Raw genomic sequence first — 20,822 nt, forward strand, 5'->3', positions numbered from 1 at the left:
AGGTCTGCGGATGCTAGCACGTTTGGTTCAGGCGCTCAGCCGCGGCTGAGGCGGCCCAGACCTTCGCGGGCAATCTGGTTGGAATTGTCCAGCGTCATGGCGCGGGTGTAGTTGCGGCGTGCATCCGTCTTTTTTTCCAGCATTTCCAGCGCAAGGCCCCGGTTGGCCCAGGCTACCGAGGAATCCCGGTCGAGATTGACGGCCATGGACAGGTCGGAGAAGGCGGCATTGGGATCGTTCACGGCCAGATAGGAGATCCCGCGGGCAATATACGGCGCGCTGGCCTTCGGATTGAGACCGATGGCGGTGGCGAAATCCTCGATCGCGCGCTGATCCTGTTTCTGGGCCTGATAGATCAGGCCGCGATTGTAGAAGGCGCGCGCGTCGCTGCTGTCACGGGTGATGACGGAATTGAAATCCGCAAGAGCGGCGCTGTAGTTGCCCTGCTGGCGGTAGATGTTGCCGCGGCCGACATAAGCCACGTCATAATCGGGCTTGATGTTGATCGCGCGGGTGTAATCGGAAACAGCCTGGGGGTTCTGGCCAAGGCGCCGGTAGACCAGAGCCCGGTTGGCGTAGGTCTGATAGGACTGCGGGTTGAGCTGCAAGGCGCGGTTGAAATCTTCCACGGCCTTGTCGAGCTTGCCGGCCTGTCCGTAGGCAATGCCGCGCGTGCTGTAGGCGGTCGCGTCCGTAGGATTGGCCTCGATCACCGCTGTCAGCGAAGCAATGTTGGTGGAGGAACCTGCGGAGGTGTTGACCGGGACGTCATTGTAGACCCCCGTCGAATTGCAGGCAGCCAGCATGGTTGCCAGGCCCAGCCCAGTGGCGAGCGGCAGAATTTTGCGCATGCGGCCCATTCGATCCCTTACAGTCAAGCGCTCAGACATGCCGTTCCTCTGCCTTGAATAGGGCGGTAATGTGACTATGCGCCGACAGCATGGGCCATATCCCTAGCATTCTCCGCAAAACGCCAAAAGCCGACCGGGACTTCGGTCGGCCTGATGACAGTCTTGTCGAGAGTGGCGGCCGGAGCCGCCAGGCCCGCTCGAGCCGGATTAACGGCGAGCGGCGGGCTTGCCCGGAAGCAGGCCTTCGCGCTGTGCCCGCTTGCGAGCCAGCTTGCGTGCGCGGCGGATGGCTTCAGCCTTCTCGCGCGCCTTCTTTTCGGACGGCTTTTCAAAATGACCGCGAAGCTTCATTTCACGGAAGATGCCTTCGCGTTGCATCTTTTTTTTCAGCGCCTTCAGCGCCTGATCGACATTGTTGTCGCGAACCAAAACCTGCACGCGTTTTTTCCCGTTTTTTAAGTGCCGCGGCCAATCCGCAGCTGGAATGGACTATGATTTAAGCGAGGTCTGCCCGACAAACTTATGTGACTGCTCTGGAAACATGCAGCCAACACTCACCGATGCACCGAGCATTTGCCCGTGTACAGTAACCTGATCGCCGCTGACGCGTCGCTCACTTTGGCCAGCTTGATACCAGAGCAGTTGTGATGTGTCCACAGCCATTCGAAAAGAAACAGGCGAAATCGGGCAATGCCGGGCCGGAACGGTGCGCCGGCACGCTGCCCAGGACGGGGTGCAGGACGGGGCGCAGATGAGTGTGGACACCACTTCGTATCAGGACTAGAGGTGACTGTCTTACCAGAAGAACCTTTCACACAGAATCCGGTGCGGCCCCGGCTGCATTCCTGGAGGAAACAATGGCGCGACAGCTGTCCAGGGTGTCCGAACCGGCAAAGAACGTTTCGCTGTGGCGAAGCGATATTCTGCCGACCCTGTCGCTCGGGCTGCCGCTCGCGGGTGCCCAACTGGCACAGATGGCCATCAATGCGACCGACGTCCTCATGATCGGACGGTTGGGCGCGGAGGAGCTGGCAGCTTCGGTGCTGGCATTCAACTTCTTCACGCTGCTGTGGTTTTTCGGCATGGGGCTGCTTCAGGCGGTCATCCCCATCGCGGCCCATGCGCGCGGACAGCGCAAGCCGCGAGATCTTCGCCGCGTCGTGCGCATGGGGTTCTGGGTGTCGGTTCTGTTCTGCATTCCGGTCTGGGGAATCCTGTTCTTCATCGAACCCATCCTCCTGATGCTCGGACAGAAACCGGAGCTGGCCGCGCTCGCTGAAGACTACATGCGCTATCTGCAATGGACCATGCTGCCGGGTCTGCTGATCATGGCGATTCGCGGGTTTCTGACCGTGATGGAGCGGACGCAGATCGTGCTGTGGGCGACGATCGCCGGCGCCGTCGTGAACGCGATCCTCGACTATCTGCTGATCTTCGGCGAATTCGGATTTCCAAGACTGGGACTGGCCGGGGCGGGGATTGCCTCGGTCTTCAGTGCCTCCGCAACCTTCCTGTTCCTGATGGGCTACGCGCTGCTGCATCCAAAGCTCAGGCGCTACAACATCATGGGAAGGATCTGGCGGTCGGATTGGCCGGTCATTCTGCGGATCGTCCGGCTCGGCACGCCCATCGCGCTGACGATTGTCGCGGAAGGCTCGTTGTTCACCGCGTCGTCGATCATGATCGGCTGGCTGGGGACCCTGCCGCTCGCCGGTCATGGAATCGCCCTGCAAATCGCGTCGCTCACTTTCATGGTGCCTGTCGGCTTTTCGGTCGCCGCAATGACCCGGGTCAGCCTTGCGGCCGGGCGCGGGGACCATCGGGGTATCGGCCGGGCCGGCTGGGCCGCGCTCTTCGTCACCATGGTGTTCATGAGCTGTTTTGCGGTCCTGTTCTGGACGATCCCCGAAATGCTTGTCGGATTTTATCTGGACCTGGACGATCCGCAGGCCCGCGACGTGCTGCGCTACGGTGTTTCGTTTCTTCTGGTCGCGGCGCTGTTTCAACTGGCCGACGGCGGCCAGATCATCGGCGTCAACAACCTGCGTGGCCTCGGCGACACCACCATCCCGATGTTCTATGCGCTGTTCGGCTATTGGGTGGTCGGCATAAGCCTGTCGCTCGGCCTTGGTTTCGCTGCCGGCTGGGGCGGCGTCGGCGTCTGGTGCGGCCTGGCCGGCGGTCTGGCCTCGGTTGCGGTCCTTGCCAATCTGCGTTTCGCACGGCGGGAAAAACTGGGGCTGACGCTCGGCTGAGTGTGCTCAGCCGGTCTTCGTCGAAGTCTTCGCCGAAGTCTGGGCCAAAATCCGGGACGAAATCCGGTTCACATGGCCCAGCTTGCGGCCGGCGCGGGTTTGCGACTTGCCGTAGAGATGCAGCCGCGCCGAAGGATCGGCCAGGACAGCTGCCCAGCCGTCCACGTCGGCACCGATCAGGTTTTCCATGACAGCGTCCGAATGGCGCTCGGCGGTGCCGAGCGGCCAGCCGGCCACCGCGCGGACATGCTGGTCGAATTGTGAACACAGGCATGCATCCTGGGTCCAGTGGCCGGAATTGTGCACCCGTGGCGCGATTTCGTTGACCAGCAGCTTCTCGCCCGCAGCGTTCTTGACGAGAAACATTTCCACGCCCATGACGCCGACATAGTCCAGTCCGGAGACAATCCGCTCGGCCATCGATCGGGCCGCGTGTGCCGTTTCCCGCGAAACGCCGGCGGGCACGGTCGAGGTCTTGAGGATATGGTCTTCGTGATGATTGCGGGCAAGATCGTAGCAGGCCGTGTCGCCGTTGACATCGCGCGCGGCGATCACCGAGACCTCGCAGTCGAAGGAAACGAGGTCTTCCAGAACGGCCGGAACGGCGCCCAGCCTGTCGAAGGCTCCCGCCGCGTCGGCCGGCGTGCGGATCATCTGCTGGCCCTTGCCGTCGTAGCCGAAACGACGGGTCTTCAGAACACCCTTTCCGCCAAGGTCCGTAAGGGCCGTTTCCAGATCCGCCTGGGATGCGATTTCGGCGAATCGGGCGATCGGGACGCCGGCGCCGGACAGGAACCGTTTTTCGAACAGGCGGTCCTGGGCGATTTCCAGCGCGCGCGCACCGGGCCGGACAGGGACCCTGGCATCAAGATATGCCGCCGTCTCTCCGGGGACGTTCTCGAATTCATAGGTGACAACGCCGACCGAGCCCGCAAAGAGATCGAGCGCCTCCATGTCGTCATAGGCTGCGACCGTAAAAGTGGTACAGACCTCGAAGGCCGGGCTGTCGGGATCGGGGCACAAGACATGGGTCTTCAGCCCAAGACTGGCGGCCGATTGCGCCAGCATGCGGCCAAGCTGCCCGCCGCCGAGGATCCCGATCGTGTCGCCGGGGCGCAATCGTGACATTTCGCTCATGCCGGACCTTCCTGTTCGAACCGGGACACCTTGGCTGGAGAATCTAGTCGGTGTCCGAAGGGGTTTCCGCGACCGCGGCGGTGCGCTCGGCGCGATACGCGTCCAGGGCGGTCGAGATGTCGGGGTCTGTCAGCGCCAGGACGGCCGCTGCCAGGAGCGCGGCATTGGTGGCGCCGGCCTTGCCGATTGCCAGGGTTCCGACAGGAATCCCGGCCGGCATCTGGACGATCGACAGAAGACTGTCCTCGCCCGACAGAGCCCGGCTTTCGACGGGAACACCGAATACGGGAAGGGAGGTCAGGGCCGCCGTCATTCCCGGAAGGTGGGCGGCACCGCCGGCTCCGGCAATGATGAGCTTGAAACCCTGCGCCTTCGCCCCCTTGGCGAATTCATACATTCTGTCCGGGGTCCGGTGGGCCGACACGATGCGGGCCTCGTAGCCGATGCCAAGCTGGGCGAGCGTATCCGCCGCGTGTTTCATTGTCGGCCAGTCCGACTGACTGCCCATGAGGATTGCGACATCCGCTTGTGCCATAGTGCGCTCCATTTATCGGCCGGCCCGGAAGAGCCGCGGAGTATAGGCAGGAGACCGCGCATCGCAAGCGCGAATCTCGGCGGAACCGGCAAATGCGGTTTCGCTTGCGGCGGCGTCCGGTTTTCCGCGTGAACGGAGGGGCGTCAGGCGATGATGTCGGGGAACAACTGGTCTTCGAGAACCGAAATCCGGTCCTTGATCATCAGCTTTCGCTTTTTCAGCCGCTGCAGCTGCAAGGCGTCAAGGTTGGCTGTGGCGGCCAGCGCTTCCACGGCCACGTCAAGATCCCGGTGTTCCTGACGAAGCTGGGCGAGTTCCACCCGCAATGCCTCACTGTCCTGTCGCGCCATTCAAGTCCCCCAAAGCAGGACATCAGTCCTAATGCATTTCAGCGATACCGGGCAAGATAACATCTTTGGCAAGCCTGCGGTTGGTTACCGCCCGGGGCGGTGGATTACAAGCCGGGTAATCACCTGAAAAGATTCGCCTTGGGAGAAGTTGTGAACTGGCAAATCTTTCATGGGAAATTTTTGAGAGATTTGAGCCTGTTAGCCCAGGGCATTTTTTCAGGGTTTCGTAAGGATAATCGCGGGAATGCATAATTCGTCGGCAAATCGCCCGGACTATGTGGAATCAACAATCGACAAGCCCGGAATTTCTATGGCAGCATGATTTTGTTGAGCCAACAGACAGGAGGTTTTTCCATGTCAATGCAGTCGCATCTCTCAGAACTCGAGCGCCGTCACGCGGAAATGGAACGCAGGATTGAAGACGCTCTGTTGCATCCGAGTACTGACTCGCTGGAATTGGCTAACATGAAACGAAAGAAGCTCAAGATCAAGGACGAGATCGAGCGAATACGGCAAGACGTGACGCTTCACTAGGCGGACGGACCTGAGGTTTTTTGAAACGCCGCGCAATGCGCGGCGTCTTTTTGTTTATAGACCCTAAAGCGCCCTGGCCTGTTCGCGCAGCGCGAATTTCTGGATCTTGCCGGTCAACGTCTTGGGCAGGTCGCAGAACACGATCTTCCTGGGGGTCTTGAAGCCCGCGAGATGCCCCTTGCAGAACGCGATGAGATCGTTCTCGCCGGTGTTCGCGTCCTGTCTCAATTCGACAAAGGCGCAGGGCGTTTCGCCCCATTTCTCGTCCGGTCGGGCGACAACCGCCACTGCCTGGACGTCGGGGTGCTTGTAAAGAACCTCCTCTATCTCGATCGAGGAGATGTTTTCGCCGCCGGATATGATGATGTCCTTGGACCGGTCCTTGAGCTGAATATATCCATCTGGATACATGACCCCCAGGTCGCCCGAATGAAACCAGCCGCCCCGGAAGGCCTTTTCGGTCGCTTCCGGATTGTTCAGATATCCCTTCATGACCACATTGCCGCGGAACATCACCTCACCGAGGGTCTCGCCATCCGCCGGGACAGGCTCCAGCGTTTCCGGATCGAGCACGGCCAGGTCTTCCAGCGCGACATAGCGCACGCCCTGCCGTGCCTTCTTCTGTGCCTGAAGGTCGGGCGGAAGATCGTTCCACTCGCGCTTCCAGTCGTTGACGACGGCCGGACCGTAGACCTCGGTCAGGCCGTAAAGATGGGTGACGTTGAAGCCGGCGGTCTTCATGGCGGCCAGGACGCTCTCGGGGGGCGGTGCCGCGGCGGTGTAGAATTCCACCTCGTGGTCAAGCGTCCGCTTCTGGTCCGCCGGGGCGTTCAGCAGGGTGGACATGATGATCGGTGCGCCGCACAGATGCGTGACCGATTCGTCCGCGATCAGGTCCCACATGGTTTGCGGGCGGACCCAGCGCAGGCAGACATGGGTCCCGGCCACCAGGGACAGCGACCAGGGAAAGCACCAGCCGTTGCAATGGAACATCGGCAGGGTCCACAGATAGACCGGATGTTTGGGCATCGCCGCGGTGATCACGTTCGCCTGGGCCAGCAGATAGGCGCCGCGATGATGATAGACCACCCCCTTCGGATTTCCGGTGGTGCCGGACGTGTAATTGAGGGTGATGGCGTCCCATTCGTCGTCCGGAAGCGACCAGGAGAAGTCCGGGTCGCCGGATTGAACGACGTCCTCGTAGTCGAGCGCGCCAAGACGCTCTCCGTCCTGCGGGAACTCGGGATCCGAATAATCGATCACGGTCGGCGACACTGTTGCGAGCGCCAGGGCTTCCTTGACCACCTTCGCGTATTCCCGGTCGGTGATCAGCACCTTGCAATCGGCATGGTCAAGCTGGAAGGCGATGACCGCCGCGTCGAGACGCGTGTTCATGGAATGCAGCACCGCGCCGGCCATGGGCACGCCGTAGTGCGCCTCCAGCATAGGCGGCACGTTGGACAGCATGACGCTGACCGTATCGTTCCGGGTGATGCCGAGGCCGGCGAGCGCCGACGCGAGCCGGCGCGCCCTGCGGTAAAAAGTGCCGTAGTCGGTCCGCTGGGTGCCGTGCACGATCGCCGTTGTCTCGGGAAAGACATCCGCCGCGCGCGCCAGGAAACTCAGCGGGCTCAACGCGGCATAATTGGCCGTGGTCTTGGCAAGGTCCTGTGTGAAAGGGCTGACTGCGGCATCCATGATCATCCTCCCGAGTGTGTCGCTCCGGTATGAAAACCGGAAATGTCCGCCTTCGCAATTCCTCATTGCGAACAGCGCTGTCGTCGGCCGTTTGTGTCGGAGCGTTTTGATCGTGACGCATCCGGCCGGCCGCGCGCCGCAGGGAGCGACGGCGGCAGCGGGGAACGGGTCGTCATTGGGGACCTGATCAACACTCTCTGGCCGTGTTACAGCAGCCCGACCGCCCCGTCATAGGTCAGTTTGGCGCCGATCAGGCCCATGAAGACATAGATGATGGCGTAGAAGGTCTTCACATTGACGATTCGCACCAGCCTGACGCCGATGAGGGTCGCAACGAGGGCGACCGGAAAAAGGGTCACGGATGTGGACAGATTGGTCGTATCGAACTGGCCCAGGTAGAAATAGGGCACGAGCTTGATCGCGTTCACCGTGGCAAAAAAGATCACCGCCGTCCCGGCAAAGAGCACCGGCGCCATCCGCAGCGGCAACGTGTACATCTGGTAGGGCGGGCCGCCGGTGTGGCTGATGAAACTGGTGAAACCGGCGACGGTTCCCCAGAACAGGCCCTTCGGCACGTTGTGGCTGCTGGCGTGCACGGCCTTGCGCTGCTTGAAGACGTAATCCGCGACAAAGGCAAGCGACATCAAGCCGATCAGGAAGAGCACAACGGCATCGCGGACATAGGCGGCGGTTGCCCAGCCGATGCTGATGCCCAGGATGGCGGCGGGCAGCAACAGGGAAAGGCATTTCCAGTCGGCTTGCCCGCGGTAGGCGAGAAGGGCGACCACGTCCATCACGATCAGGATCGGCAGCATGATGCCGGCTGCCTGAAGCGGTGAGATGACCAGGGACATGATGGGAACGCCCAGCATGGCGAAGGTGCCGCCGAACCCGCCCTTCGACAGGCCGACGAAAAAGACCGCCGGAATGGCGGCTGCGTAAAACCAGGGATCGGTAATGGGGGTCATGGCCGGAATGGGTGTGAGGGGACACTGAGAAGACCGGCAGACAATCACGTTGCAAGGTTTACGTAAAGTCCCGACCTCCTAATTGCCTAAGGCGGGAGGCTTGCTTTTTCAGGTTCGCTTACAGCACTCTATGCGGCAAAAGTCAGGACGGCGTACGGGAGACGCCCGGTGGACGTCCGCGCGGTGATTGGGAGGATTGGTCATGGCAAGCCGGTATCGCGAGATCTATGAGAGCTGGAAGCAGGATCCATCGGGATTCTGGGAGACGGCCGCCGACGAAATCGACTGGATTTCGACAACCGACAAGGTCTTCGATCCGGATCAGGGCCGATACGGCAGCTGGTTCCCGGACTGGGAATGCAACACCTGCTACAATTGCCTCGACCGGCACGTGGAGCGGGGACGGCCCGGACAGCCCGCCCTGATCTACGACAGCCCGATCACCGGCAGGACCGCAACCTACTCCTATTCCGAGCTTCTGGAAGAAGTCGAAGCCCTGGCCTGTGTCCTCGATGACCTCGGGCTGCGCAAGGGCGACCGCGCGATCATCTACATGCCGATGATCCCGCAGGCGGTGATGGCCATGCTGGCCTGCGCCCGGCTTGGCATCATCCATTCCGTGGTGTTCGGCGGGTTCGCCGCGAACGAGCTGGCCACCCGCATCGACGACGCGACACCGAAGGCGATCATCGCCGCTTCCTGCGGCATCGAACCGGGCCGGGTGATTGCCTACAAGCCGCTGATCGACCGGGCGATCGAGCTGGCGTCGCACAAGCCGGAAAGCTGCCTTGTGTTTCAGCGCGAAGAGCAGCTTGCGGATCTGGTGGCCGGCCGGGACCACGATTTCGGCGCCCTGCAGGCGGACGCGATCGCCGCGGGCCGGAGGATCGCACCGGTCCCGGTCAGGGCGACGGACCCGCTCTATATTCTCTACACCTCCGGAACGACCGGTCAGCCCAAAGGCGTCGTGCGCGACAATGGCGGCCACATGGTCGCGCTGAAATGGTCGATGAAGAACCTTTACGACGTCCAGCCGGGCGAGGTGTTCTGGGCCGCTTCCGACGTCGGCTGGGTGGTCGGCCATTCCTATATCTGCTACGCACCGCTGCTGCATGGCTGCACCACGATCCTGTTCGAGGGCAAGCCCGTCGGCACGCCGGACGCCGGTGTGTTCTGGCGTGTGATCGCCGATCACAACGTGGTGTCGCTGTTCACGGCGCCGACCGCCTTCCGGGCGATTCGCAAGGAGGATCCGACGGGCGCGTTGATCGGCCAATACGATCTCTCCCAGCTCCGTTCGCTGTTCCTGGCGGGCGAGCGCGCGGATCCCGAAACGGTCAACTGGGCGATCGAGCAACTGCAGGTGCCGGTCATCGACCACTGGTGGCAGACGGAGACCGGCTGGTGCATTGTCGGCAATCCGCTCGGTCTCGGCCAGTTGCCGGTGAAGCCCGGCTCGCCGACAGTGCCGATGCCCGGCTACGATGTGCAGGTGCTGGACGATGCCGGCCATCCGCTGGGGCCGAACACGCTCGGCAACATCGTGATCAAGCTGCCGCTGCCGCCGGGGGCGCTGCCGACGCTTTGGAATGCGGACGAGCGGTTCTTCGAATCCTATCTCGCCGACTTCCCGGGCTACTACAAGACCGCGGACGCGGGGATCATAGACGACGACGGCTATCTCTCGATCATGGCCCGGACCGACGACATCATCAATGTCGCCGGCCACCGTCTGTCGACCGGCGGCATGGAGGAAGTGCTGGCCACCCATCCGGACGTAGCGGAATGTGCCGTGATCGGCATCGCCGACAAGCTCAAGGGACAGCTTCCCTGTGGATTCGTCGTGTTGAAGTCGGGCGCGGAACGATCCCATGAGGATATCGAGAAGGAACTGGTGAGACTGGTGCGCGAGAAGATCGGCCCGGTGGCCGCCTTCAAGATCGCGATCACGGTCGACCGCTTGCCGAAAACCCGGTCGGGCAAGATCCTGCGGGGCACGATGCGTCAGATAGCCGACGGCGAGACCTACAAGATGCCGGCCACGATCGACGACCCTGCGATCCTCGATGAAATCAGCGATGCCTTGAAAACACACGGAATTTTCGTCTGAAAAATGACGTGACCCTGCCGGTGGCCGATATCGGCCATCGACATGGCGGGTTTTGCAAATTAATGTCGGGCCGCCGCAGCGCGGCCCGTGCCAATGGCGCGGCACGTTCATAATTCAGCAGCCGTGAGGGTTCCGTGTCTTTGGAGAATAAGGTCGCCATCATTACCGGCGCAGCCCGTGGAATCGGGTTTGCCGTTGCCAGGCGTTTCGTCGAGGACGGCGCGAAAGTCGTCATCGCCGATGTGGACGATGACGCCGGTGAGGCCGCTGCCGCGGATCTGAAAAGCCTGGGCGAGGCCATGTATGTGCATTGCAATGTCGCCGAGCGCCTTGACGTGCGCAATCTGGTCGCCGCGACCTTGAATGCCCATGGCGACATCGACGTTCTGGTCAACAATGCCGGTATCGTCGCGGGCGCCGACTTTCTGGACCTCGAGGAAGAGGATTTCGATCGCGTCCTGTCCGTCAATCTCAAGGGCGCCTTCCTGTGCTCGCAGGCGGTCGCGCGGCACATGGTCGAGAAGGTGGAGGGCGGCGGCGAGCCGGGCTGCATCATCAACATGTCCTCGATCAATTCGGTGCTCGCCATTCCGAATCAAATTCCGTACTGCGTCTCCAAGGGCGGGATGTCGCAATTGACCAAGACAAGCGCGCTGTCACTGGCGCAATACGGCATCCGCGTGAATGCCATCGGTCCGGGCTCGATCATGACGGACATGCTGGCCTCGGTGAACAGCGATCCGGCCGCGAAGAACCGGATCATGTCGCGCACTCCGATGCTCCGGATCGGCGAGCCGGCCGAAATCGCCGGCGTGGCCGCGTTCCTGGCGTCCAGTGACGCCAGCTACGTCACCGGACAGACGATTTTTGCCGATGGCGGCCGCATGCCGCTCAACTACACGGTCGCGGTTCCCGACGAGGACTGAGTTCGCGGCCGCCGCGTCACGCGGGCCGTAGCCCAGGCTTCAGGCCGGGGATGCCGGTTCAGACCGTCTCGGCCGCCTGTTCGGCGCCGAACTGAAGCCGGGCGAGCTTGGCATAAAGCCCGCCGGCGGCGCTGAGTTCGGCGTGGGTGCCGGTTTCGGCGATCCGACCATCTTCCATGACGACGATCCTGTCCGCCTTGAGGACGGTTGCCAGCCGGTGGGCGATCACCAGAGTGGTGCGGCCTTCCATCAGCTGATCGAGAGCGGATTGGACAAGCCGCTCGCTTTCCGCGTCCAGGGCGCTGGTGGCCTCGTCAAGCAGCAGGACGGGTGCATCCTTCAAAACGGCGCGGGCGATCGCGATCCGCTGACGCTGGCCGCCGGACAAGGTGATGCCGCGTTCGCCGACCATCGTGTCGTAGCCGTTCGCCATCGCGTCGATGAACGGGGCGGCGAGCGCCGCACGGGCGGCGGCAACAATCTCGTCGCGGCTTGCGTCGGGCCGCCCGTAGGCGATGTTCTCGGCAATGCTGGCGCCGAAGATCGCAGTGTCCTGGGGAACGATGGCGATATGCCGGCGCAGGTCCCGGGGATCGAGCCGGGTCAGGCCGACGCCGTTCAGGCGGATCTCGCCGGTGTCGGGATCGTAGTAGCGCAGCAGCAGGCTGAAGAGGGTCGACTTGCCGGCACCGGAGGGACCGACAACGGCGACGGTCTCTCCCGGAGCTACGGTCAGGTCCAGCTCCTGCACCACCGGCATGTGCCGGGCGTTGCGATAGGCGAAGGAAACGCGGTCGAAGACGATTTCACCGCGCGGGTTTTCCGGCAAGGGGGCCGGAGAAGCCGGCGCGCCGATTTCCGGCTGGATCTCGAGGAGTTCGGACAGGCGTTCCGCGGCGCCCGCCGCCTGGGACAGCTCGCCCCAGACCTCGGACAGGGCGGCAAGGGACCCGGCGGCCAGAATGGAATAGAGCAGAAACTGGCTGAGTTCGCCGCCGGTGATGCGGCCGGCGAACACGTCGCTCGCGCCGATCCACAGAACAGCGACGATGCTGCCGCCGATGACCATGAGCGCAAAGCCGGTCAGGGCGGCGCGGGCGACGATCGCCTTGCGCGCGGCCTGGAAGGCTTGCTCGACGGCGCTGGCGTAGTGGCCCGCGCTTCTGGCCTCATGGGTGAAGGCCTGAAGGGTTCTGACCGAACCCAGCATCTCACTGGCATAGGCGGACGCGTCGGCAAGCGTGTCCTGCGCGAAGCGCGACCGTTTGCGCACCTGCCGGCCGAATCCCAGAATGGGAACAAGAATGACCGGGATGGCGGCCAGAACGATTACGGACAGGCGCGGGCTCGTGACGACCATCATGACCGCCGCGCCGGCGAACATGATCAGGTTGCGCATCGCCAGCGAGGCGCTGGCGCCGAAGGCGGCCTTGATCTGGGTCGTGTCCGCGGTCAGCCGGGACAGGATCTCTCCGGACCGGGCGCTGTCGTAGAAGGCCGGGCTGAGCTGGGTCATGTGGGCGAAAACGTCGGTCCGCACTTCGGAGACCACCCGTTCGCCGAGCCACATGACCAGGAAATAGCGGATCGAGCTGGCCAGCGCGAGGGCGCAGACGACCACGATCAGCACGGCGAAATAGGAATTCACCAGTGCGGGATCGTCGGCGCCGAAGCCGTAGTCGATCATTCTGCGGACGGCCGCCGGCAGCAACAGGGTTATGATCGCGGCGGAAAACAGGGCGGCGATGGCGGCTGCCACCATGAGCTTGTGCCGGAGCAGGTAGGGCAGCAGCCGGGTCAGCGGCCGCAGCGATCCGCGTGCCGGGTTCGGGGTGGACGGCTGATCTGATAGTGGGGCGTCGGCCACAGGGCTCTCCTCGTCGTTCTTTCTCCGTCTTTAGCACGTTCATGTCCGCACTCAATGGCCGAGGCAGGCCTGCGTTCAATTGTCCGCTGACCGGACGCTCTACGCCTGAGCGCGAACAGCCAGGGCCAGTCCGGACACCGGAGCGGGCGCTGCAGAGACCGCTTCCGCCCGCCTGCGGGCCTGTCATGCTCCACCGAGGCGGCGGCCCGCGGCCCGACCCTGGTCCGTCTGCCGAGGACAGGTCCAAATTGGAGGATTTAGCCCCTTGTCTTGCCCGCTTCCTTGGGGTATATCCCCGCCTCATGTTTCTGAAGGCGGCGTCCGTGCGCGGACCGGCGGCCTTCATTTCGTTTCGCGTTGACCTGACGGTTTTTCCGGATTTTCGGAAAGCCGCTGTGAAGCGCCTGAGAGGACCGGCCATGAAAGCGGATATCCATCCCGACTACCACACCATCAAGGTCGTCATGACCGATGGGACCGAATACACCACCCGCTCCACCTATGGATCGGAAGGCGATACCCTGACGCTCGATATCGATCCAACGTCTCATCCGGCATGGACCGGCGGTGACCGTCAGTTGATGGACCGCGGCGGCCGCGTGTCCCGCTTCAAGAACAAGTTTGCAGGCTTCCTGGGCTCCTGAGCCTTCGAAACGCGACAGTTCAACACGAAAACCCGGCCTCGCGGCCGGGTTTTTTGTTTGAAGGCAACGCGCTTCAACTCTCTCCGAGTATCCATGGCTGGTCGTCCCTGCTGGTGTCATGGACGGGACGATTGACCTCCCGCACCGCTGAGATCAGGCACGGGTGTGATGTATCCGTCCGATGACAGCCCGCCTTTCGTCTCGAATGGCGCTGCTTTGCAGGAAAAAGGCGTGGAACCCGGCAAGCAAAAAGCCGCCCGGGGGGCGGCTCAGCTTGCTGACAAACTCTCAGTTGGTCCTTCCGGACAAGTGCAGCGGCGCTGCGCGCTGATCCGGGACCCAGCGTGTCAGCGCGAGCGCAAGCGAGCACAAAACCAAACAAGGCTCTGAAATTTTGGATAAAGACGCGCCTGCGGCGTGAAGTAACCGCTGAATCCCGGCTCTGGCCATGCAGCTTTCGCTGCAGACCGGCCGGAATGACCCGGTGAGTTTGTCAGCAGTCAGAGCCGCCCGGGGGCGGCTTCGCAATTCGATGATCCGGTCAGCTCAGGCGAGGTTGCCGAAAGCTGCGTGCAGCTTGCTGATCTGGGAGGCCACCGGATTGTCGTTGTTGGCCTCTTCCATCGGTTCCTCGGACTTGCGGTACAGCATCGTGTCGAGATGAACAATGCGCTCCTGAAGCCGGGTGGACCGTTCGATCAGCTCGCGCAGGTTTTCCGGAAGCTCGTCCCAGGACGGACCGCCCGTTGCGCTTGAGAGCTTGTCGAGGCGCACCTTGTTCTTGTCGCTGCCGGCCTGTTCGCGCGACATTTCGCCTTCGTTCACCGCGCGCTGCAGCAGCAGCCATGAGGCAAGCTGCATCAGGCGCGTCGTCAGGCGCATGGACTCGGTTGCATAGGAGAGCGAGGCGGGCCGCGGAAGTTGCTTGGCCTCGTCCCGGCCGCCGCCATCCAGGTACATCGCGGTTTCCTCAACCAGCGACATGCCTTCCTGAAACAGGGTCTGGAAGTTGTCGGAGCTGGCAAGATGGTGCGCGATATGCACTGCGCCAATGGGTTCGCCGGCTTTTTTTGTGTCTTCCGTCATTGGATTGCTACGCCTCAGTTACACTTTCCGGTTGACCCGCATCTCTTCCTGAGCTGTCCCGGGATATGACATCCCGTTTCAAGTGTTCCTTTTTGGAACGATGCCGGTCTTCATGCCTGTTATCCAGCAAGGCGCGTGCCAGTCGGATGGAATACGGCGGTTAACCAGAACCCGGACAGGATACTATGAGGCGGGCGCAAAAAAAGAGCCGCGAAGGGCGGCTCTGAGTCTTTAACAGGGAGGCGTCAAACAGAGTGGACAGGAGCCACTCACATCCAGATGACTGGATATGAAAATTTATACTTTGGAAAGATTAACAAGAAGTAAATGATTAAATTCTGAGCTATGATATTTACCATAGTTGCCGTGTGGATACTGAAATTTCCGCAGATATTGGAATAATTTGGGAGCCTACTTGTCAAAAATAGCGTTCGCCGCATGGCGAATAGTGCCGCGTTGCTCCAGCTCCCCTTGCGTACGCTTAATTTCGCCGGTCAGAGCCTCGATGCGATCTCTCAGGTCGGCCTCTGATAATTGCGAGAGATCTTCTCCGACGGAGATCGCGCCCGTGCCGGGTTTTCTGGGGACATCGTCATCAAATAAGCCCATTGTCTCATTTCCTGGCATGTGTCAGTCAGGTCCCTGACGGGGATGCCTGGTCGCGCCGCCGCCCGGCACTCACGTCGGGGCCGGTTTACCTTAAGCCAGGCACAGTTGACCTAGCCAGTCCCAAAATGAACCACGAAGGGAGGTTCCCATGCAGAAACTGCCGGACAGCATGACGGTTGTCGCCATCCAGGAACCCGGTGGCCCGGATGTTCTGCGCATGGAGGAACGGCCCGTTTCCGAACCGGGACCGGGCGAGATCCTGATCCGTGTCGCGGCGGCGGGCGTGAACCGGCCGGATGTGCTGCAGCGCAAGGGCGCCTACCCGCCGCCCGCCGGCGCGTCGGATCTGCCTGGCCTGGAGGTGTCCGGAGAGGTGGTGGCGCGCGGGGAGGGCGCCGGACGGCATGAAATCGGCGCCAGGGTCACGGCCCTGGCTCCCGGTGGCGGATATGCGGCCTATTGCAAGGTCCCGGAAGGACATGCCCTGCCTGTACCGGAGGGCTTGACCATGGTGGAGGCCGCCGCGCTGCCGGAAACCTTCTTCACTGTCTGGTCGAATGTCTTCGACAGGTGCGGACTTGCGACAGGCGAACGCTTCCTCGTTCATGGCGGCACGTCCGGAATTGGCACAACGGCCATCCAGCTCGCCAAGGCTTTCGGGGCCGAGGTCTTCACCACGGTCGGCTCCGGGGAAAAGGCGGACGCCGCCCGCAAGCTTGGCGCGGACCATGTGATCAACTACCGGGAGCAGGCCTTCGAGAAGGCCATTCTGGACATCACCGGCGGCGAGGGCGTCAACGTGATCCTGGACATGGTGGGCGGTGACTACGTGGAGCGCAACTGGAAAGCGGCGGCCGTTGAAGGACGCATCTGCCAGATCGCGACGCTGAACGGCGTGTCGGAGAGCGTGAACTTTTCCCGGCTCATGGTGAAGCGGTTGACCCATACCGGATCGACTTTGCGGCCGCGCAGTGATTCCTTCAAATCGGCGATTGCCGAGACCCTGCTGGAGAGGGTCTGGCCGCTGATCGGGACCGGCCGGATCGGGCCCGTGATGGATTCGGTGTTTCCGCTGGGGCAGGCGGCGGAGGCTCACAGACGCATGGAAAGCTCTGGCCACATTGGCAAAATCGTCCTGACCGTTGAGGACTGAATGCCGGGGCGGTCGTGGCGGTGCGCAGGTGCGGTGTTCCCGATTGCGTTTCAACCCGAATTCTCCTATATTCCCGCCACTTCCCAGGAAACCTAGTTAGGACACCGCTTTTTTGCCCCGCCGGGCGAGGGAGCAGACGAGAGGAATTTATCCGATGGCGAACACGCCGCTGATGCCGAAGGCAACCGCCGTCTGGCTCGTGGACAACACCGCGCTGAGCTTCACGCAGATCGCATCCTTCTGCAGGCTGCACCCGCTTGAGGTCAAGGCGATTGCCGACGGCGAAGCCGCTCAGGGGATCAAGGGCCTGGACCCGATCCTGACCGGTCAGCTCACGCGCGAAGAAGTCGAGAAGGCTCAGAAAGATCCCAACTATCAGCTGAAGCTGCAGGGATCCAAGGTGGTCGTGCCGGAAACCAAGCGCAAGGGCCCCAGGTACACGCCGGTGTCCCGCCGCCAGGACCGCCCGAACGCCATCTTGTGGCTGGTCCGCAATCATCCCGAACTCAAGGACGCGCAGATCATGCGTCTCGTCGGCACCACCAAGCCGACCATCGGGGCGATTCGCGACCGGACGCACTGGAACTCGGCGAACCTCACGCCGTCCGATCCGGTTACCCTTGGCCTGTGCAGCCAGCTTGAACTGGATATCGAAGTCGAAAAGGGTGCCAAGAACGCGCCGCAGGCGGTCGTCGGCGGTCCTGTCGAGACGTTGATGCCGGTCGAGGACAGCACCAGCGACGATGCAATTGCCGCGGCCTTCTCGTTTGATACGAGCAAGCCGATCAAGCGCGAGGAAGAAGAGGAAATCGATGCGGAAGCGGTCTTCGCAAACATCGGCCTGCCGAAAAACGTGAGTGTCGAGGCGGAAGAAGCTGCCGACGCGGAAGTCACGTTTGACGCCCCCGTTGATGCTCCCGTTGAAGACCCGACTGAGGCGGAGACGGCATCCGGTGAAGGTGTCGACGCCGACGACGTGATCGAGGCTGTCGAAGCCGTGGAATCGGGTGAAGTGCTCGAAGCTGACGGCGATGTTGAAGCCGGCGAGGCGGCTGAAGCGGACGAAGCCACGGACCCCGTGGAAAAATAAGCGTTCGATCGCTCGCCTGACGAATTGCCCGACCGCCGGCTGGCCACAGCCGGCGGTTTTGCGTTGCGGGTCTCGGAATCCTGTTCGGGAGACGAATACGCGTTGCCAGGTAGCGGCGGACGACATAGTCTTCCGGCCTTTTCTGGGAGTATAAAAATGTCGAACAAACTGACAAGGCTGGGCTTGACCCTGGCGCTCGCCCTCGGTGTCACACAGGCACAGGCCGAAACGCGCATTACCTACAAATCAGCGAAATCCACCTCATCCTACTACCAGATGGGTGTTCAGATCGCAGAGGCGGTGAAGGCCGGCAGCGATGGCGGGATCATCGTGACCGTCGAGGAAAGCCAGGGCTCCGTCCAGAACGTGATGGAAGCCCGCGTGCGGGGCGGCGACTATGTCTTCACCACGCCGCCGGTGCTCGTCGCCCTCGCCCAGGGTGGCAAGGCGATGTTCGAAGGCAAGGGCGATCCGAAATTCGACGAAATCCGTGCTCTGTTTCCGATCCCGTCGCTGACCATGCATTTCGTGATGTCGGCCAAGAGCGGCGTGACCGACTTCGCCGATCTTGAAGGCAAGACCCTGCTGCTCGGCAAGGGCTCGTTCGGTGCCAATGAAGGCGCGAAATACCTCAAGCTGTTCGATCTTGACGGCAAGGTCGATCTTGCCGAAGTGGAACTTTCGAACGCCGTCGCAGCGTTGAAAAACGGTCAGATCGACGGTTTCGTGACCGCCGGTTCGTGGCCGGCGCCGAATGTCATCGAGGCGGCGGCTTCCTCCGACGTCCGGGTGCTGTCGCTGAACGATGACCAGATTGCACAGACCAAACGCGCGAAACTGGTGATTCCGGCAGGCACATATGCGGGTCAGGAAGAAGACATCGTGACCACGTCGCTTCCGGTCGCCGCCTTCACGACCACGGCGATGGACGATGACACCGCCTATGCTCTGACCAAGACCTTCTGGGACGAGAAGGCCGCTATGGGGGCCGACGCGCCGTGGTGGAACGGTGTCGATGAAGCGCTGATGGCAAACATCACCGGCAAGCTGCATCCGGGAGCTGTCCGCTATTACACCGAAGCGGGTTTTGACCTGACCGACGCGCAGAAGTAAACGCCGCAGCGGTCGATATCGGTCGGCGCCGGCCCCTACCAGAGGGGCCGGCGCCGATCCCTTTTCAATCAGATACCGTCACACGAGCACTCCATGATTTCCAGCGAACAGGCCGCCACGCCGCCATGGCGCGCGGCGATGCTCCTTTTGGCCATCGCGCTCGTCGCCTTTCATCTCGGGCTGATCTTTTCGGGGCTCGTTCCCAATCTCGTCAGCCGGCCGCTGCATCTTGCGCTCGCGCTGCCCTGGATCTTCCTGTTCGCAGGCGGTAGCGGTCTTCAAAGGGCAAGCGGCGTGGTGTTTTGCTGCGCGGGCATCGCGGCCTGCCTCTGGGTCGCCGTCAACCAGTCGGCCCTGTCCGATCAGTACGGATTTCTGGAAGGCAGCTTCCAGCGGGTGGTTGCGGTCGTCCTGCTGGTGACCGTTCTGGAAGGTGCCCGGCGGGCCATCGGCTGGCCGCTGCCGATTGTTGCCGCGCTTGCACTGGCCTACGGCCTTCTGGGCCAGCACATACCGGGCGAGTTCGGCCATTCCGGAACGCCGATTGCAAGCTTTCTGGGAACGCTGACCATCGCGGAAGGCGGCATCTGGGGAAGCCTGACCGGGGTTTCGGTCGATGTGGTCGCGATCTTCGTGATCTTCGGGGCAGTGCTGAACGCGGGAGAGGCGGGGCAGGGCTTCATGAATGTTGCCGCCGCCGCAGCGGGCCGTCTGAAGGGGGGAGCGGCCAAGGTGTCGGTCCTGTCCTCGGCGCTGTTCGGATCGATTTCCGGGTCTGCTTCCGCAAATGTCGCCTCAACCGGGGCGATCACCCTGCCGGCGATGACCCGGCTCGGCTATCCAAAGAGGCTGGCCGGGGCGGTTGAGGCCGTGGCCTCATCAGGCGGGCAGATCATGCCACCGCTGATGGGCGCGGGCGCGTTTGTCATGGTCGAGCTGACACGGGTTCCTTACACACAGATCATGGCGGCCGCGCTGCTTCCCGCCGTCCTGTATTTCTTTGCCGTCTGGGTCGGGATCAATGCCTATGCCCGCCGCTACGACCTTGCCTCGATCGCCCGCGAGGACCAGCCGCAGATGAAGCAGGTCGCCATCACGTCCGCTTTTTTCCTGGTGCCGTTTCTGGTCCTGCTCTATGGTATGTTCGTCGTGCGTTACACGCCGCAATACGCGGCCTGCCTCGCCATTCTGGCCGGGTTCGTGCTGCTGTTCTTCAACGCGAAAGGCACGTTCGATCCCGCCGAGATCCTGCGCCGGATGGAAGGCGCATTCCTGACCGCGGCGCGCCAGGTCTCCGTCATCGCCGCGATCATTGTCTGTGCCTCGATCATCATCGGCGTTCTCGCGATCACGGGCCTGGGTGTGAAGATCACGTCACTGATCCTGTCGGGGTCGGGCGGGTATCTGTGGCCATCGCTGTTCCTGACCGCGCTGGCCTGTCTGTTTCTGGGCATGGAAGTGCCGACGACCGCCGCGTATGTCATTTGTGTCTCCGTTGCCGGTCCAGCGCTGATACAGCAGGGGCTGGAGCCGCTACAGGCGCATCTGTTCGTGTTCTGGTTCGCCCTGATCTCCACCATCACGCCGCCGGTGTGCGGCGCTGTCTTCATCGCCGCAGGCATGGTCGGCGAGAACTGGCTCAAGGTCGCGGGAACGGCGATGGCGCTCGGCGTCGGCCTCTATGTCATTCCGCTGGCCATGATCGCCAATCCGTCTGTCATCGGGTTGGCGTCCTCGCCGGTCGCTGCGGTCGGGTCCGCAGTCAAAATCGGTGCTGGTCTCGGTCTCGTCTCCTTCGGCATCATCGGCTTCAGGAAGCCCTGGAAACGGCTCCTGTCCGCCGGCGTTGGTCTGGCCGTAATGTTCCTGGGTGGCACGCTTATTTAGGCTGGAGCG

18 protein-coding genes and 1 pseudogene are annotated in these 20,822 nt (G+C 62.4%); 9 read left to right on the forward strand and 10 right to left on the reverse strand.

The genetic code is table 11. From position 1 onward, the window contains the following. Positions 1–35 precede the first annotated feature (35 nt). Together AC0VX3_RS05910 and rpsU are read right to left on the reverse strand one after the other, a co-directional pair. Complete coding sequence (locus tag AC0VX3_RS05910; RefSeq protein ID WP_475523932.1) at positions 36–851, reverse strand: tetratricopeptide repeat protein; 816 nt, start codon at positions 849–851, stop codon at positions 36–38. A 207-nt stretch (positions 852–1,058) separates the two neighbouring features. Next, on the reverse strand, positions 1,059–1,289 hold the full coding sequence (rpsU, locus tag AC0VX3_RS05915; protein WP_068409696.1) for a 30S ribosomal protein S21: 231 nt from the start codon (positions 1,287–1,289) through the stop codon (positions 1,059–1,061). A gap of 419 nt (positions 1,290–1,708) precedes the next feature. On the opposite strand from rpsU, the gene AC0VX3_RS05920 reads away from it, so the two are divergent. Next, complete coding sequence (locus AC0VX3_RS05920) at positions 1,709–3,106, forward strand: MATE family efflux transporter (RefSeq protein ID WP_475523933.1); 1,398 nt, start codon at positions 1,709–1,711, stop codon at positions 3,104–3,106. Between the two features lie 6 nt (positions 3,107–3,112). Here the strand turns inward: AC0VX3_RS05920 and AC0VX3_RS05925 are convergent, their stop codons facing one another. The 3 genes from AC0VX3_RS05925 to AC0VX3_RS05935 form a co-directional block, all read right to left on the reverse strand. Beyond that, positions 3,113–4,243 (reverse strand): 5-(carboxyamino)imidazole ribonucleotide synthase, encoded by a 1,131-nt coding sequence (locus tag AC0VX3_RS05925; RefSeq protein ID WP_475523934.1) that lies wholly within the window; start codon positions 4,241–4,243, stop codon positions 3,113–3,115. Between the two features lie 43 nt (positions 4,244–4,286). Continuing rightward, on the reverse strand, positions 4,287–4,778 hold the full coding sequence (gene purE, locus AC0VX3_RS05930) for a 5-(carboxyamino)imidazole ribonucleotide mutase (protein ID WP_475523935.1): 492 nt from the start codon (positions 4,776–4,778) through the stop codon (positions 4,287–4,289). Between the two features lie 143 nt (positions 4,779–4,921). After that, positions 4,922–5,128, reverse strand: coding sequence for a YdcH family protein (locus AC0VX3_RS05935; RefSeq protein ID WP_342893055.1), 207 nt, complete (start codon positions 5,126–5,128; stop codon positions 4,922–4,924). Positions 5,129–5,482: 354 nt separating this feature from the next. Between AC0VX3_RS05935 and AC0VX3_RS05940 the strand changes: the two genes are divergently transcribed. After that, positions 5,483–5,662, forward strand: a complete 180-nt coding sequence (locus AC0VX3_RS05940) for a YdcH family protein (RefSeq protein WP_342893054.1) — start codon at positions 5,483–5,485, stop codon at positions 5,660–5,662. A 63-nt stretch (positions 5,663–5,725) separates the two neighbouring features. Here AC0VX3_RS05940 and AC0VX3_RS05945 read toward each other — a convergent pair whose 3' ends face one another. Then, a complete protein-coding gene (locus tag AC0VX3_RS05945) occupies positions 5,726–7,360 on the reverse strand; it encodes an acyl-CoA synthetase (protein WP_475523936.1) in 1,635 nt (544 codons plus the stop codon). Between the two features lie 206 nt (positions 7,361–7,566). After that, positions 7,567–8,328: a sulfite exporter TauE/SafE family protein gene (locus AC0VX3_RS05950; RefSeq protein ID WP_475523937.1), complete on the reverse strand. Its 762-nt coding sequence runs from the start codon at positions 8,326–8,328 to the stop codon at positions 7,567–7,569. Positions 8,329–8,530: 202 nt separating this feature from the next. Between AC0VX3_RS05950 and AC0VX3_RS05955 the strand changes: the two genes are divergently transcribed. After that, the gene (locus AC0VX3_RS05955) at positions 8,531–10,438 is read left to right on the forward strand and encodes a propionyl-CoA synthetase (protein WP_475523938.1); all 1,908 of its coding nucleotides are present in this window, start codon (positions 8,531–8,533) and stop codon (positions 10,436–10,438) included. Positions 10,439–10,572: 134 nt separating this feature from the next. Beyond that, entirely contained in the window at positions 10,573–11,364 is a 792-nt protein-coding gene (locus tag AC0VX3_RS05960) for an SDR family NAD(P)-dependent oxidoreductase (protein ID WP_348151963.1), read from the forward strand. Between the two features lie 58 nt (positions 11,365–11,422). Here the strand turns inward: AC0VX3_RS05960 and AC0VX3_RS05965 are convergent, their stop codons facing one another. Continuing rightward, on the reverse strand, positions 11,423–13,126 hold the full coding sequence (locus AC0VX3_RS05965) for an ABC transporter transmembrane domain-containing protein (RefSeq protein ID WP_475525150.1): 1,704 nt from the start codon (positions 13,124–13,126) through the stop codon (positions 11,423–11,425). A gap of 524 nt (positions 13,127–13,650) precedes the next feature. Here AC0VX3_RS05965 and rpmE point away from each other — a divergent pair. Beyond that, on the forward strand, positions 13,651–13,875 hold the full coding sequence (gene rpmE / locus AC0VX3_RS05970; protein WP_094074805.1) for a 50S ribosomal protein L31: 225 nt from the start codon (positions 13,651–13,653) through the stop codon (positions 13,873–13,875). A 546-nt stretch (positions 13,876–14,421) separates the two neighbouring features. Here the strand turns inward: rpmE and rcdA are convergent. Together rcdA and AC0VX3_RS05980 are read right to left on the reverse strand one after the other, a co-directional pair. Beyond that, entirely contained in the window at positions 14,422–14,961 is a 540-nt protein-coding gene (gene rcdA / locus AC0VX3_RS05975) for a protease adaptor protein RcdA (RefSeq protein WP_475523939.1), read from the reverse strand. A 411-nt stretch (positions 14,962–15,372) separates the two neighbouring features. Beyond that, positions 15,373–15,570, reverse strand: a complete 198-nt coding sequence (locus tag AC0VX3_RS05980) for a DUF1192 domain-containing protein (protein WP_342893047.1) — start codon at positions 15,568–15,570, stop codon at positions 15,373–15,375. 148 nt (positions 15,571–15,718) lie between these two features. Between AC0VX3_RS05980 and AC0VX3_RS05985 the strand changes: the two genes are divergently transcribed. The 4 genes and pseudogenes from AC0VX3_RS05985 to AC0VX3_RS06000 all read left to right on the forward strand — a co-directional run bounded on the left by AC0VX3_RS05985 (position 15,719) and on the right by AC0VX3_RS06000 (position 20,813). Next, on the forward strand, positions 15,719–16,723 hold the full coding sequence (locus AC0VX3_RS05985; protein WP_475523940.1) for an NAD(P)H-quinone oxidoreductase: 1,005 nt from the start codon (positions 15,719–15,721) through the stop codon (positions 16,721–16,723). Positions 16,724–16,877: 154 nt separating this feature from the next. Then, positions 16,878–17,597 (forward strand): annotated as a pseudogene (locus tag AC0VX3_RS05990) (DUF1013 domain-containing protein); the annotation flags it as partial. A gap of 372 nt (positions 17,598–17,969) precedes the next feature. Then, positions 17,970–18,926 carry a TAXI family TRAP transporter solute-binding subunit gene (locus AC0VX3_RS05995; RefSeq protein ID WP_475523941.1) on the forward strand — a complete coding sequence of 319 codons (957 nt, stop codon included), beginning with the start codon at positions 17,970–17,972 and terminating at the stop codon, positions 18,924–18,926. A 93-nt stretch (positions 18,927–19,019) separates the two neighbouring features. Then, on the forward strand, positions 19,020–20,813 hold the full coding sequence (locus AC0VX3_RS06000; RefSeq protein ID WP_475523942.1) for a TRAP transporter permease: 1,794 nt from the start codon (positions 19,020–19,022) through the stop codon (positions 20,811–20,813). Positions 20,814–20,822: the final 9 nt, after the last annotated feature.

The organism is Roseibium sp. QJM3NY_11 (assembly GCF_056173175.1).

Excerpts from the sequence above, each read along its gene's own strand:
- AC0VX3_RS05945 (WP_475523936.1), bottom strand. The coding sequence starts at position 7,360 with ATGGATGCCGCAGTCAGCCCTTTCACACAGGACCTTGCCAAGACCACG.
- AC0VX3_RS05940 (WP_342893054.1), top strand. The coding sequence starts at position 5,483 with ATGTCAATGCAGTCGCATCTCTCAGAACTCGAGCGCCGTCACGCGGAA.
- AC0VX3_RS05980 (WP_342893047.1), bottom strand. The coding sequence starts at position 15,570 with ATGGGCTTATTTGATGACGATGTCCCCAGAAAACCCGGCACGGGCGCG.
- rpmE (WP_094074805.1), top strand. The coding sequence starts at position 13,651 with ATGAAAGCGGATATCCATCCCGACTACCACACCATCAAGGTCGTCATG.
- AC0VX3_RS06000 (WP_475523942.1), top strand. The coding sequence starts at position 19,020 with ATGATTTCCAGCGAACAGGCCGCCACGCCGCCATGGCGCGCGGCGATG.
- AC0VX3_RS05955 (WP_475523938.1), top strand. The coding sequence starts at position 8,531 with ATGGCAAGCCGGTATCGCGAGATCTATGAGAGCTGGAAGCAGGATCCA.
- AC0VX3_RS05920 (WP_475523933.1), top strand. The coding sequence starts at position 1,709 with ATGGCGCGACAGCTGTCCAGGGTGTCCGAACCGGCAAAGAACGTTTCG.
- AC0VX3_RS05965 (WP_475525150.1), bottom strand. The coding sequence starts at position 13,126 with ATGGTGGCAGCCGCCATCGCCGCCCTGTTTTCCGCCGCGATCATAACC.
- AC0VX3_RS05950 (WP_475523937.1), bottom strand. The coding sequence starts at position 8,328 with ATGACCCCCATTACCGATCCCTGGTTTTACGCAGCCGCCATTCCGGCG.
- purE (WP_475523935.1), bottom strand. The coding sequence starts at position 4,778 with ATGGCACAAGCGGATGTCGCAATCCTCATGGGCAGTCAGTCGGACTGG.
- AC0VX3_RS05925 (WP_475523934.1), bottom strand. The coding sequence starts at position 4,243 with ATGAGCGAAATGTCACGATTGCGCCCCGGCGACACGATCGGGATCCTC.
- AC0VX3_RS05985 (WP_475523940.1), top strand. The coding sequence starts at position 15,719 with ATGCAGAAACTGCCGGACAGCATGACGGTTGTCGCCATCCAGGAACCC.
- AC0VX3_RS05995 (WP_475523941.1), top strand. The coding sequence starts at position 17,970 with ATGTCGAACAAACTGACAAGGCTGGGCTTGACCCTGGCGCTCGCCCTC.
- AC0VX3_RS05935 (WP_342893055.1), bottom strand. The coding sequence starts at position 5,128 with ATGGCGCGACAGGACAGTGAGGCATTGCGGGTGGAACTCGCCCAGCTT.
- rcdA (WP_475523939.1), bottom strand. The coding sequence starts at position 14,961 with ATGACGGAAGACACAAAAAAAGCCGGCGAACCCATTGGCGCAGTGCAT.
- AC0VX3_RS05910 (WP_475523932.1), bottom strand. The coding sequence starts at position 851 with ATGCGCAAAATTCTGCCGCTCGCCACTGGGCTGGGCCTGGCAACCATG.